8 protein-coding genes and 1 tRNA gene are annotated in these 13,298 nt (G+C 70.3%); 2 read left to right on the top strand and 7 right to left on the bottom strand.

What is annotated here, in order from left to right:
- Positions 1–9: 9 nt before the first annotated feature.
- Positions 10–1,617 carry an adenylate/guanylate cyclase domain-containing protein gene (locus KXD98_RS23660; RefSeq protein ID WP_260765379.1) on the bottom strand — a complete coding sequence of 536 codons (1,608 nt, stop codon included), beginning with the start codon at positions 1,615–1,617 and terminating at the stop codon, positions 10–12.
- A 103-nt stretch (positions 1,618–1,720) separates the two neighbouring features.
- Here KXD98_RS23660 and KXD98_RS23655 point away from each other — a divergent pair, with 103 nt between their 5' ends.
- Positions 1,721–2,935 (top strand): DNA polymerase III subunit delta', encoded by a 1,215-nt coding sequence (locus tag KXD98_RS23655; RefSeq protein ID WP_260760766.1) that lies wholly within the window; start codon positions 1,721–1,723, stop codon positions 2,933–2,935.
- A 92-nt stretch (positions 2,936–3,027) separates the two neighbouring features.
- A tRNA-Thr gene (locus KXD98_RS23650) sits at positions 3,028–3,103 on the top strand.
- Positions 3,104–3,159: 56 nt separating this feature from the next.
- Here the strand turns inward: KXD98_RS23650 and KXD98_RS23645 are convergent.
- Genes KXD98_RS23645 through KXD98_RS23620 form a run of 6 tightly spaced genes read right to left on the bottom strand, consistent with a single transcriptional unit; the run spans position 3,160 to position 13,114 of the window.
- Positions 3,160–3,774: a maleylpyruvate isomerase family mycothiol-dependent enzyme gene (locus KXD98_RS23645; RefSeq protein ID WP_260760765.1), complete on the bottom strand. Its 615-nt coding sequence runs from the start codon at positions 3,772–3,774 to the stop codon at positions 3,160–3,162.
- Between the two features lie 14 nt (positions 3,775–3,788).
- Positions 3,789–5,618, bottom strand: a complete 1,830-nt coding sequence (locus tag KXD98_RS23640) for a hypothetical protein (RefSeq protein WP_260760764.1) — start codon at positions 5,616–5,618, stop codon at positions 3,789–3,791.
- Positions 5,561–6,553 carry a UDP-glucose 4-epimerase GalE gene (galE, locus tag KXD98_RS23635; protein ID WP_260760763.1) on the bottom strand — a complete coding sequence of 331 codons (993 nt, stop codon included), beginning with the start codon at positions 6,551–6,553 and terminating at the stop codon, positions 5,561–5,563. The genes KXD98_RS23640 and galE overlap by 58 nt, the downstream gene beginning before the upstream one ends.
- Complete coding sequence (locus KXD98_RS23630; protein ID WP_260760762.1) at positions 6,550–7,830, bottom strand: hypothetical protein; 1,281 nt, start codon at positions 7,828–7,830, stop codon at positions 6,550–6,552. Before KXD98_RS23630 ends, galE begins: the two co-directional genes overlap by 4 nt.
- Positions 7,827–9,170 (bottom strand): M1 family metallopeptidase, encoded by a 1,344-nt coding sequence (locus tag KXD98_RS23625; protein WP_260760761.1) that lies wholly within the window; start codon positions 9,168–9,170, stop codon positions 7,827–7,829. Before KXD98_RS23625 ends, KXD98_RS23630 begins: the two co-directional genes overlap by 4 nt.
- Complete coding sequence (locus tag KXD98_RS23620; RefSeq protein WP_260760760.1) at positions 9,167–13,114, bottom strand: Pls/PosA family non-ribosomal peptide synthetase; 3,948 nt, start codon at positions 13,112–13,114, stop codon at positions 9,167–9,169. The genes KXD98_RS23625 and KXD98_RS23620 overlap by 4 nt, the downstream gene beginning before the upstream one ends.
- Positions 13,115–13,298: the final 184 nt, after the last annotated feature.

The following is a 13,298-nucleotide window of genomic DNA, read 5'->3' as shown; positions in this document are numbered from 1 at the left end:
AAAGGTCGGTCAGGTCGAGTGGCTGACGTCGCCGTGGACCTGACCGTCGAGTCGGGCCCGTTCGGAGAATGCCTCGTCGGGTGAGGCCAGCTTCACCGGCCGGGCCAGCTGCGTCGGCGCCGTGCGGCCCCGCAACTCGACGATTTCACCGACATCCCAGCACAGCGCCTCGGCGTCCAGCGCATCGCTGACCGCCACCGCCGAGGCCAGTACGTGGCCTGCCTCCAGCTTGGCCAGCTCGGTCAGCCGGGCGGCCTCGTTGACCGGGTCGCCGATCACGGTGTACTCGAAGCGGGCCTGGGCGCCGATGTGACCGGCGATCGCCCGGCCCGCCGAGACCCCGATGCCGAACTCGGTCTCGCCGAGCACCTTGATCAGCTCGTCGTGCAGTTCGCGCGATGCGGCCAGCGCGGCTCCGGCCGCGTCGGGATGCTCGATCGGGGCGCCGAAGATGGCCAGCGCGGCATCGCCCTGGAACTTGTTGACGAAGCCGCCGTGCCGGTTGACGGTGTCGACGACCACGCGGAAGAAGTCGTTGAGCAGATTGACCACCTCGGCGGCCGGGATGGTGGCCGCCAGCCGGGTCGAGCCCACCAGGTCGACGAACAGCACCGCGACTTCGCGTTCCTGGCCGCCGAGCTCGGTGCCGCGTTCCAGTGCGCGCCGCGCGACGTCTTCGCCGACGTAGCGGCCGAACAGGTCACGCAGCCGTTGTCGTTCGGCCAGGTCCCGGACCATGTCGTTGAAGCCGGCCTGCAGTAGGCCCAGCTCACTGGCATCGTAGATCTGCATGTGGGCGTTGTAATTGCCGCGCTGCACCTCGCCGAGGGCCCAGCGCAGCTGGCGCAGCGGATCGGCGATCGACATGGCCACCAGCACGGTGCTGGTCAGCCCGATCACCAGCCCGACGATCGCCAGCAGCAGGATCGTGGTGATCAACCGGTCCGCAGGGGCGGTGAGCACTTCGAACTTGCTGGCGATCAGGGCCAGCAGGATCGCCAGCAGCGGAACACCGGTGGCCAGAACCCAGGTCAGAACCTGGCGCAGGATGACGCCGGGGGCTTGAAACCCCTCCGGTACGCCGCCGCGCAGTGCGGCGACAGCGACCGGCCGCAGCACCCGTTCGGACTGCAGGTAACCGATGATGGCGGTGGCGGTGGCGCCCAGGCCGGTCGCGACGGCCACCACCGGCGCCGATTTGCTGGCCACCGGCCAACTGGCGACGATGAACACCACCGACCCCAGCAGCCAGTTGGTGGCGCTGATCAGCGACCGGTAGAAGGGCATCCGCAGCGCCCGCATGCGGGCCACTTCGGTGTCACCGGGGTCGCGGTCGCCCAGCAGCATCTCGCGGCGCTGCCAGCGCATCACCGGGATCAGCATGCGCAGGGTCAGATAGGAGGCCACCGTGAAGGAGATGAACAGGTAGCCCAGGAAGATCGCCAGGTTGAAGGCGGGCAGGTCCTGCAGCTGGATGCGGTCCTCGTCGGGTAGCCCGAAGCGTAGGAAGCCGAGCACCAGCAGCGCGCCGATGATGTCGGCTTGCAGCATGCCCAGCGTGAATACCGGCCACGGGGTGCGTGCGACCCAGCGGACGAATGCACTGATTCGTCCCATCTCGGTCGTGTCGGTGGCCACTCGTTCACCGTAACGGGCCGAGCTGACGCGGACGTGGCCTCTGGGACGGACGTGTCGGTTCGCAGCATTACTGTTATCGCCAATGTCCGGGGTTTTCGCGCGTCTGGTCGGCCAACACGCAGTTGAGGCCGAGCTTGTCGCCGCTGCGCGGGCCGCGCGCGGTGATACGGCTCACGTCGCGGCTGCCGGTGAGGCGGGCGTCATGACCCACGCCTGGTTGATCACCGGTCCGCCGGGCTCGGGTCGTTCGGTGGCCGCGCTGTGCTTCGCCGCGGCGCTGCAGTGCACCTCCGACGGTGTTCCGGGTTGCGGACAGTGCCGGGCGTGCTCGACGACGATGGCCGGGACCCACGCCGATGTGCGTCGCATCGTGCCCGAGGGCCTGTCGATCGGCGTGGACGCGATGCGTGCCATCGTGCAGATCGCGTCACGCCGCCCGGGTACCGGGCGATGGCAGATCGTGGTGATCGAGGACGCCGACCGGCTCACCGAGGGGGCGGCCAACGCGCTGCTGAAGGTGGTCGAGGAGCCGCCGCCGTCGACGGTGTTCCTGCTGTGCGCGCCATCGGTCGACCCGGAGGACATCGCGATCACCCTGCGGTCACGGTGCCGCCATGTCGCGCTGACCACGCCGCCGGTGCAGGCCATCGCACAGGTGCTCATCGACTCCGACGGGATTCCCGAGGCCGACGCTGCCTGGGCGGCGTCGGTCAGCGGTGGCCATGTCGGGCGGGCGCGCCGGCTGGCCACCGACGAGCAGGCCCGGGAACGGCGTCGACGCGCCTTGAGCCTGGCCCGCGACGCCGCCACCCCGGCACGGGCGTATGGCGCCGCCGAGGAGTTGGTGGCCACGGCCGAGGCCGAGGCCAAGGCGCTGACCGAGGATCGCAACGAGAGCGAATCCGAGGAGCTGCGCACGGCGCTGGGCGCCGGGGGCACCGGTAAGGGCACGGCGGGCACGATGCGTGGTGCCGCCGGCGCGCTCAAGGATCTGGAGAAGCGGCAGAAGTCCCGGCAGACCAGGGCCTCCCGGGATGCGCTGGACCGGGCGTTGATCGATCTCGCCACGTATTTCCGGGACGCGCTGCTGGTGGCGACAGGTGCCACCGATGTCACGCCGAACCATCCGGACATGGCCGACCGGGTCGCGGCGATGGCCGCCCATGCCTCGGCGGAGGCCCTGTTGCGGTGTATCGAGGCGGTGCTGGACTGCCGGGAGGCGCTGGCGGTCAACGTCAAGCCGAAGTTCGCGGTCGACGCGATGGTCGGTACCGTCGGACAGGCACTGCGCGGCTGAGATTCGGCGGGCAGCAGCGCACCGACCGGGGTTCAACTTGGGCGCTCGGCAGGCCCTGCCGTAGACTCGTCCCGCCTGGTCCGCCGGGCACCGCCGCCTTAGCTCAGTCGGCAGAGCGATTCACTCGTAATGAATAGGTCGGGGGTTCGATTCCCCCAGGCGGCTCCAAATTTCGTCGTTGCGCCGAACGTGCGCCGGGGGGACCCCACACCATTTCTGCGCCCTCAGCGCACAGCGGCGACGCCCTCGCCGGTCAGTTCGTCGCGCACCGCGGCAATCCGCCCCGTCATCGTCAGCAGCAGCGCCTCGCCCGGACCCGCCACGTCGGGCCCGCGGCCGGCCGACCAGTCCAGGTCGGTGGCCACCAAGCGCACACCGCGGGTGCGGCGGGCGCCGCCGATCACCGGGCTGACCCGGGCATAGGTCAACGCGACCCGCAGCGCGTCGCCCGATATCGGCCGCAGTAGTCCGAGCGGACGCCGGATGTCCTGCTGGTGGATCAGGCATTCGATCAGTGCCACCCGGCTGCCGTAGAGCGCCCCGGCCCCGGCCGGCCGAGCGCCGCGGCGCATCCGGTCGACGAGGTCGGACTCCGGTAGCGTCGCGACCGTCGGGTGCAGCGCGCCGTTGACGCGGTCGACGTCGCCGCGGGCGACGATCATGCGCCGCAGCAGCGCACCGACACCTTGGTCCAGATAACCGATCGTGTGGGCCGCCACGTCGCGTACCGTCCAGCCCGCGCACAAGCTCGGCGCCGACCACTGTTGAGTCGTCAAACCTGCCAGCAGGTCGGCGAACTCGATGCGTTCGCGGTGGGCGAGGTGGCGCGCACTGGCCATGGGTTCATCGTGGCTCACGTCGGGGCGAGGTAGCCAACCGGCCCGGCGGCGATGCACACCGACAGTGCCGCGGTGGTGGCGCGCACGGTGATCGCGTCACCGGCCCCGGGAATCCGCACGAACACCCGGTTGAGCCCGGGCCGCACCGGCACCCGCACCTCGTCGCCCTCCGACAGCGCGATCAGCATTGAGCCGTCGCTGTTGGCCAGGTAGTTGAGCTCCACGGTCCAGTCCGCCGGCAGCAGCGGCCCGTCCAGTGGCATCTCGACCGGAAAGTCGGGCTGCACCAGGTAACCGCACTGGGGGTCAGGTCCGGGTCGGATGGCCCGCACCCAGGTGACCAACGCCTCGACGATGTTGCCCTGGGTGTTCAGCATGCGCAGATCTGTTGTTGCCGAGGTGAATTCAGGACGGTCGTCGAGCAGCGCGAACATGTGCGAGGCGAGGTTCTCCGGCCAGGCCATTCGCTGCAGGATCAGCGGATCCACCTCCTGGTCGAGCATCGGCGCATCCGAGGACCGGTGCGCCGCGGCCAGACCTGCTTCGGCGTTGCGCAGGTAGGTCTTGGTCGGGTTGTCGCGCCAACTGGTGAGGAAGGTGGCCGTCGAGTACAGACTGCTGGCCACGAAGACCGTTGTCGCACCGACGATCACGGCCGAACGAAGCCTCGATCGATCCAGCCACCGCGAGCCGGCGCGGTTGGGCGCACACAACGCGACCGCGCCCAGCAGCGCCAGCATGACGACCAGATCGGGCAGGTAGCGCAGGGTCTGCGCCAGCTCCAGTGCGGTGAACCGCGACGAACGCATCAGATAGATCGGCACCTGGCAGGCCACCGCGTAGCCGGCCGCGGCCAGCCACACCACACCGATGCGTTCTTTGCGCAGCATCGAGACCGCCACCACGACAGCCAGCACGAGCCAACCCAGAACCATCACCGGCACCCCGGGCGTGCCCCACGGCGAGGCCGGTGCCCAGCGCTGCCAGTCCCAGGGCCCGCCGGCCAGGCCGGGGATGAGGCCGTGGGTTATTGAGCGGGCCAGCAGATCCCACGTCATCGTCAGATCGAAGCTCCACCGCTGCTGGTCGACGACCACCAGATACACACCGATCCACCCGACGGTCAACGCGGCGGTGGCCGTCCACAGCCGAAGCCCCCGCCACCAGACCTGGCGCACCGATGCGGTGGCGGTGACGTGGAAATAGAGCGCGGCTACGACGAACGCAGCGAACGGGATGATGCCGGACTTCTCGAAGAACAGCAGACCGCCGAAATAGGCCAACGCCCCGGTCACCGCGTAGCGTCGGCGGCCGGTCCGCACCAGCAGGATCGCATCGGCGCACACCCAGGCCAGCGCGGCGAGCATCGGCAGCGAGTTCAGCGCCGCGGCCCACCACGCATAACCCGGTACCGCCAACGGGGTGAACAGCGCAAATATCAACGGCGCCAACATCACCGGGCGCCAACCGAGGATGACCCACAGGGCCCGCAGCAGCGCCAGCGACGCCAGCAGGGCCAGCACCACCAGGCTGGCGGCCGGACCTGCCCAGTTCAGCGGTGCCAGCACGGTGATGATCCCGGCCAGCAGGAATGCCCCGGGCATCACGTGTCCGTCGTGGTCGTCGAACAGGTAGCCCGGGGTCAGCAACCCCTGGGTTCCGGCGCGTCCGACCAGGATCAGGTCGTCCCAGTAGAAGTAACCGCCGAACGCGAGCACCGCCCGGACCGCCAGGTGCAGCGCGATCAGCGCGACGGCGGTCCAGGCGACCCAGTTGCGTGTGCCGGTCAGCGGCCCGTCCCCGCGGTCGGAAATGACGGCCCGGCGGCCTGGCGCGCCGACCATGCCGAACCGACCATGTCGCGCAGCGTATGCCGCATCCGCCAGTTCAGGTCGCGCGCGGCGAGATCGCCGTTGGCGACGATGCGGGCCGGGTCGCCGGGCCGCCGGGCCGCCACCTCGGGCTCGAAGTCGATGCCGGTGACGGCGCGCATCGTGGTCATGATCTCGCGGACCGATGTCCCCGACCCGCTGCCGAGGTTGTAGACCGGCTCGACGGGGTCGCCGGCATCGAGGCGGCGAGCCGCCGCGACGTGGGCGGCAGCGATGTCGGAGACGTGAACATAGTCGCGCACGCAGGTGCCGTCCGGCGTCGGGTAGTCCGCACCGTTGATCCGTGGCCGCTGACCGGCCAGCAGCATGTCGAACACTCGGGGGAAGAGGTTGAACGGGCTGATGTCGAAGACGTCGTCACACCCGGACCCGACCACGTTGAAGTAGCGCAGGCTGGTGTGGCGCAGCCCGGTGGCCACCGCGATGTCGCGCAGCAGCCATTCGCCGATCAGCTTGGTCTCACCGTAGGGCGACTCGGGCCGGGTCGCGGTGTGCTCGTCGACGACCTCGGTCTGCGGTGTGCCGTAGGTCGCCGCACTGGACGAGAACACCACCTTGTCGATGCCCGCGGCGGTGGCTTGGGTGAGCAGGGTGACCATCGCCGACACGTTCTGTTCGTAGGTGTGCAGCGGCCGGCGTACCGATTCGCCGGCGTATTTGTAACCCGCGATATGGATGACCCCGCGCACGCCGTAGGTGCTCAGCGTCGCGCGCACGGATTCGGCGTCGAGCAGGTTCGCCTCGACGAACGGCACACCGTCGGGGACGAACTGCGCCCGACCGGTGGACAGGTCGTCGATCACCACGGTGGCCACGCCGGCGTCGCGTAGTGCCCGCACCACGTGCGCGCCGATGTACCCGGCGCCGCCGGTCACCAACCAGGTCACGGTGTCTCCTTCGTCGTCTGCGGGGGATGGTGGGGACGGTATGCCACCGTAACGAGTGCGGCCAGGTGCACGACGATGCCCAGCAGTGGACCGCACAACAGGGCGACGACAGTGCGTACCTGCAGGTCCAGCGGTAACAGCAGCAACAGTGTCGAGGCCACCGTCGCGATCACCCAGCCCGCGGCGTAGGCGCGGTGCAGCGCCGCGGCCACCGTCGCCGCCCCGGTCAGCGTCAGCAGCGCGATGGCCACCGCCGCGCCGGTCAGCCACGCCAGCAGGGTGCCCTCGGCGACGTACTGCGCACCGAACGCCTCGCGCAGCAGCCACGGACCGAACAGCCCGGCCAGTACCACCCCGGCTGCCCCGAGCGTGCCGACCAACGCGGCCGGGGTGATCAACGCCCGGAGTCGGTGCGCGCGCTGATCGACGAAATGGGCAATCAGGTTGCCCTGCATGGCCGTCAGCGGAACCAGCAGCGGCGCACGCGTCAACGTCACCGCCAGGATCACCACTCCGCCTGCGGCCCCCAGCTCGTCGGAGGTGGCCTGCAACAGCACCGGGAAGCCCATCACCAGCACTGCCGACGCGCCCGCCGCGGCGATCGAATGCCCGGTGCCGCGCAGGAAGGTCCGGGTCCCGCCGGGGGTCCGCAGCGCGGCGGCCACCCGCGCGGTCGGTGACACCACCAGCATCGCCAGCCATGCCATCGCGCCGGCCACGGTGGCCCACAGATATCCACCGAGTCCCCAGCCGACGACGAATCCCGCGGCGGCCACCGCGACCCGCAACGCGGCGTCGGCGACCATCAGTGCGCCGTAGTGCGACCATCGGCCGATTCCGGCCAGCAATCCCAGAAGTGTTGTGTGCAGGCAGAATCCGGCCAGTCCGCAGCACAGCAGCGCCACCGAGAGTGAGCGCTGCTCGACGAACACGTGGCTCGCCCACCACGGTGAGGTCACCGCGAGCACCGCCGCCGCGGCGATGCCCACCCCGGCCGCGACGCCGATCGGCCGGGTGCGGTCGGCACCCGGCGGTGCGTAGGGCGCCGCCCGGACTTCGCGGGTGGTCTCCTGCAGCAGACCGAACGCCGCGCCGCTGGCCAACCCGAACGCCCCCCAGAAGACCCCGAACACCGAGAAGCCGGCCGGATCGAGGTCGCGTGCTGCCAGATAGAGCACCGCGTACCCGCACAATGCGGATATCGCGGTGGCCGTACCGACGCGCACCATACTGCCCCGGGTGACCGGACCGGACGGGCCGGCCGTGGCATCGGTCACGCCAGGTCCAATGGTGGGAGATCGGGGGAGTGCAGCCAGGCATGCCACAGCGGCCGCAGCGAGTGGTCCGAGTACTGCGCGGCCAGTCCGGTGAAGTCGTCGGTGACCGCGGTGCTGTGCCGGTATCGTGTGGTCCAATCGCGAAGCAGGGCAAAGAAATCAGTGTCACCGATCTGCCTGCGCAGCACATGCAGGGTCAGCGCCCCGCGCTTGTAGACGCGGTCGTCGAACATGTCCTTCGGCCCGGGGTCGGCCAGTATCAGATCCTGGGCCGAGTTGGCCAACTTCTGGTGGTAGTGACGGGCCAGGGCGTCTGCGCTGCGTCCACCGCTGTGCTGCGACCACAACCACTCCGCGTAGCAGGCGAAGCCCTCATGCAGCCAGATGTGGCGCCACCGCTGCGCGGTCACCGAATTGCCGAACCATTGGTGGGCCAGTTCGTGCGCGATCAGCCGCTCGGACCGGCGGGTACCGGTGCAGTGGTTGGCGCCGAAAATCGAAATCCCCTGTGCCTCCAGGGGGATCTCGAGCACGTCATCGGTGATCACCACCGTGTACCCGGTCGAGAGCGGGTAGGGGCCGAACAGTTCGACGAACAGTTTCATCATCTGGGGCTGACGGGCGAAGTCGTGGTCGAAGTCGCGGCGCAACCGGTCGGGCAACACGGCCGCGATCTCGACGCCGTTCTTGCTCATCCGCGCCCGGCTGTACATGCCGACCTGCAGCGTGACCAGATACGTCGACGTCGGCTCGGCCTGTTCGTAGTTCCACGTCGTCGTGCCGGCACGGGTACGGCGCCCGGTCAGCCTGCCGTTGGCCAGCACGTAATACGCACTCTCGGCGGCGATCCGGATGCCGAAGCTGGCCTTGGCGGCCGGATGGTCGTCGCACGGAAACCACGAGGACGCCCCGTTGGGTTGCCCGGCCACCAGCGCGCCCTCGGTCAGCTCCTCGAAACCCACGGCGCCCCAGATGGTCCGGACCGGGCGGGGATTGCCGCCGTAGCGCACGGTGACCGTCATCGCCGAGCCGGCGGGCAGCTGCTCGGCCAGGGTGATGTGCAACTTGTCCTCGGCGGTGCGGAACTGGGCCGGTCGGCTGCCGTTGACCGACACTTTCGACACCGTCAGTGCGCCGGACAGATCCAATGTGAACGCCTTGAGCTCAGCCAGGGTCACGGCTGTCACGGTCACAGTGCCGGCCAGCCGGTTACTGGCCACCTTGTAGTCGAGGTCGAGTTCGTAACGGGACACCCGATACCCGAAGTTGCCGGTGCCGGGCAGGTAGGGGTCGATGACCGGTGCCGATCCCTTCTTGGTTGGTCGTCTTCGGGTCGTCACGCCGCCGCGGACTTCTTCGGTTTCGTCCCAGCCTCGGCAGAGTTCTTCTTACGGCGTGCAGTCCACGGCGCAATCGGATTGCCCTGCCAGCGGGTGGAGGCCGGCACTTCGTCACCGCGCATCACCAGCGATGCCGGGCCGACGGTGGCGGCGGCGCCGATGCGCGCGGCCGGCAACGCGATGCAGTGCGGCCCGAGGGTGGCCCCGGCCTCAACGGTGACGGTGTCCATCCGCATGATCCTGTCGTGGAAGAGGTGTGTCTGCACCACACATCCCCGGTTGACGGTCGATCCATCGCCCAGCGTGACCAGATCGGCTTCGGGCAGCCAATACGTCTCACACCACACGCCACGCCCGATCGACGCTCCGAGCGCGCGCAGCCACACGTTCATCACCGGGGTGCCGGCCGCGGCGCGGGCGAACCACGGGGCCGCGACGGTCTCGACAAACGTGTCCGCCACTTCGTTGCGCCAGACAAATGACGACCACAACGGGTGTTCGCTGACCCGGATCGGGCCCACCACAAGCCATTTCGCGAGCACCGCGACCGCGCCGGCCACCGCGCCGACAGCCAGCAGGATCGGGCCGGCCGCCAGCGCTGCCCACCACCAGTGCTGAGAGACGATGACTGCCTGCAATGCGGCGAAGACGGCGACGCCGAGCGCGAATGTCACCACCACCGCAGTCACCCGGCAGCTCTCCACCGCGGCACGCAGCACCTTCAGCCGGGCCGAGGGGTGGAAGGTGCGCAGCGCATCGGCAGCGGTGGGTCTGCGGCGCAACCGCACCGGCGGGCTGCCCAGCCACGACGACCCGGTCTTGGCCTTGGTCGGGGTGGCCGACAACACGGCCACCAGCCCGTCGTCGGGGACCCGCCGCCCAGGCTGGGTGATGCCCGAGTTGCCCAGGAAGGCCCGCTTGCCCACGGTGGCCCGTGCGACGTGGATCCACCCGCCGCCGAGCTCGTAGGACGCCACCATCGTGTCGTCGGCCAGAAAGGCGCCGTCTTCGACCACGGTGAACTTCGGGATCAGCAGCACCGTCGAGATCTCGGTGCCGCGGCCCACCGTGGCGCCGAGCAGACGCAACCACGCCGGCGTCAGCAGGCTGGCATAGATCGGGAACAGGTAGTTGCGCGCCGCGTCCATCAGCCGCTCGGTGGCCCACAGCTGCCAGCCGGGGCGGCTGCGCACCGGGTGGTAGCCCTCGGTCAGCCCGATCGCCAGCACCCGCACCCCGATCACCGTCAGCGCGGCGTAGACCAGCAGCGAGGTCAACGTCGCCGGCACCAGCCACAGCAGCGCCGGGTTCACCGCGGCGGTCACCGACGGTGTTGCGCGCACCGCCCAGCCGATCACCGCCAGTCCGCAGCCCAGCGCCACCAGCGGAAGCGATGCCAGCAGCAGCGAGGTCACACCGAACACCACCGCCCACTGCGGTGCGCGCCCGGGACGCCGGTCCGGCCACGGGTGCTTGGCCTTGCCCGACTTCACCGCGGGCGAACCCTTCCAGTACTGCGCGTTCTTGACCTTGCCGACCACCGCCGAGCCCGGCGCGACGTCGGCGTTCTTGCCCACCATGGCGCCGGGCAACAGGGTGGTGCGCGCACCGACGGTGGCGTCGTTGCCGACGGTGATCGGACCGACGTGGAACAGGTCACCATCGATCCAGTAGCCGGTGAGGTCGACCTCGGGCTCGATCGCACACCGGTGTCCGAGTGTCAGCATCCCGGTGACCGGTGGCGCGGAATGCAGATCCACGCCCTTGCCGATCGAGTTGCCCAGCGCCCGTGCGTAATACACCAGCCAGGGCGCGCCTGCCATGTTCTCCGCGCCGCTGGCCGCGGCCAGCCGTTCGGCCAACCACACCCGTAGGTGCTCGGGACCGCCACGGCGGTAGGTGCCTGGGGCGAGGCTGCCGACGAGCACCCGCGCGCCCGCGGCGGCGATGCTCATGCGGCCCAGCGGAGTGACGAACGTGAGAAACCCGGCCAGCACCCACCACCAGCTGACCGGCCGCGCCCACGGCACCAGCGACAGCTGCGCGGCGACGTTGTTGGCCAACGCCAGCCAGACCAGCCACTGTGCACCGGCCAGCATCGCCAACGGCACCGTCGAGATCACCTGCACCACCTGCGACCAGCGTGGCACCGGCGCCACCGAACGTGTCGTCACCTCCGGGGCCGGGGCCATCTCGTCGAGATAGCCGGCCAGCGACCCCAGCCGGGGATGGTCGTAGAGATCGGCGACGGTCACCTGCGGGTAGCGGGCGCGCAGCGCGGCGATCAACTGGGCCGCCGACAGTGAGCCACCGCCCAGGGCGAAGAAGTCGGCCTGCGGCCCGTCGACCGGCGCGCCGAGCACTTCCCGCCACAGCTCGGCCAGCCACCCGGTGGTTCCGTGCAGTGCCGCGCCGTCGGTGTCCCGGTCGTCGCCGACGGGCCACGGCAGCGCGTCGCGGTCCACCTTTCCCGACGTGCGGGTCGGCAGCTCGTCGACCAGCGCCAGGCGCGGGACCAGCGCAGCAGGCAACCGCTCGGCGAGCTGGGCCCGCGCCCCGGCCAGATCGAACCCCGCGGGGTCGGCAGCGACCACGTAACCGACCAGCACCGGGGTCCCGCTGCGGGTGCGCCGGACGGCGGCTGCCCCGCCGGCCACCCCGGGCAGGTTGAGCAGTGCGGTGTCGACCTCACCGAGCTCGATCCGGCGCCCGCCGACCTTGACCTGGTCGTCGGCGCGGCCCATGAAGTACAGACCGTCGGCCTCCAGCCGCACCAGGTCACCGCTGCGGTAGGCGCGGCTCCAGGATCCTTGTCGGCTCAGCGACGGCATCGCGGCGAACTTCTCGGCGTCCTTGTCGGCGTCGAGGTAGCGCGCCAACCCGACGCCACCGATGACCAGTTCCCCGGTCTGGCCGAGCCCGACCGGATTTCCGGCGTTGTCGACGACCGCCAGATCCCAGCCGGGCAGCGGCAACCCGATGCTGACCGCGCCGGAACCCGTCAGCCGGGCTGCGCACGACACCACGGCGGCCTCGGTGGGTCCGTAGGTGTTCCAGACCTCGCGACCGGCGCCTTCGGGTCCGGCCGCCAGCCGTTCGGCCAGCTCCGGGGGGCAGGCCTCGCCGCCGAAGATCAACAGCCGCACCGATTCCAGCGCCTCCGGTGGCCACAGCGCTGCCAGCGTGGGCACCGTCGAGACGACGGTGATGTCGCGGGAGACCAACCACGGGCCCAGGTCCATCCCGCTGCGCACCAGTGAGCGCGGCGCGGGCACCAGGCAGGCACCATGGCGCCAGGCCAACCACATTTCCTCGCACGAGGCGTCGAAGCCCACCGACAGCCCGGCCAGCACCCGGTCACCGGGGCCCAGTGGGTTGTCCCGGCAGAACAACGTGGCCTCGGCGTCGACGAACGCCGCGGCGCTGCGGTGGGTGACCGCCACGCCCTTGGGCGTTCCGGTGGAGCCTGAGGTGAAGATGACCCATGCGTCGTCGCGGCTCAGCGGTGCCGCCGCCCGCCAACCCCGCGACGCACCGGGACCCCGGACCAGGCCGCGCTCGGTGATCACTGCGACGACGTCGGCCTCGGTGAACACCAACTCGGCGCGCTCGGCCGGGTCGTCGGCGTCGACCGGCACGTAGGCCGCACCGGCCGCCAGGGTGGCCAGGATCGCGACGTAGAGCGCATAGCTGCCCGAGGGCATCCGGATCCCGATCCGGTCGCCGCGGCCGATGCCGCGCGCAGCCAGCCACGACACGCTGTCTTCGATGTCGCCGATCAGCTCGGCGTAGGTCAGCTGTACTTCGCCGTCGTCGAGCGCGGGCGCCTCGGGGTGGCGGCGCGCGGTCTCGTAGAGGATGTCGATCAGCGTGCGCGGTGGGGGTGCGTGCGCAGATTGGACGAATTGGCTCGGGATCTGCGGCCTGGAATCCGCTGTTGTCACGGGTACAAACCCTAGGCCTCTGGCGCAGGGTCCTGCGGCCGGGCGGCGTCGATTTGCGCGTGTCGGTGGTGGTGCTGGCACAATGGCCAACTTGGAGGGGAGTAATCCTTCGCTGCGGTGTCGTCATCACGTTGTCCGTCGTCGGTCGACCGGTGCCGCGGGTTGCCTGCTGTGCGGGTGGCGG

This window comes from Mycobacterium sp. SMC-4, assembly GCF_025263265.1.
Lineage (GTDB): Bacteria > Actinomycetota > Actinomycetes > Mycobacteriales > Mycobacteriaceae > Mycobacterium.
Note: the sequence above shows the minus strand (reverse complement) of the source record. Positions and strands in the feature narration are given on the sequence as shown.

What these genes read in the sequence shown, in the direction of transcription:
- KXD98_RS23660 (WP_260765379.1), bottom strand. Translation starts at nt 1,617, where the DNA reads ATGGGACGAATCAGTGCATTCGTCCGCTGGGTCGCACGCACCCCGTGG.
- KXD98_RS23655 (WP_260760766.1), top strand. Translation starts at nt 1,721, where the DNA reads ATGTCCGGGGTTTTCGCGCGTCTGGTCGGCCAACACGCAGTTGAGGCC.
- KXD98_RS23645 (WP_260760765.1), bottom strand. Translation starts at nt 3,774, where the DNA reads ATGGCCAGTGCGCGCCACCTCGCCCACCGCGAACGCATCGAGTTCGCC.
- KXD98_RS23640 (WP_260760764.1), bottom strand. Translation starts at nt 5,618, where the DNA reads ATGGTCGGCGCGCCAGGCCGCCGGGCCGTCATTTCCGACCGCGGGGAC.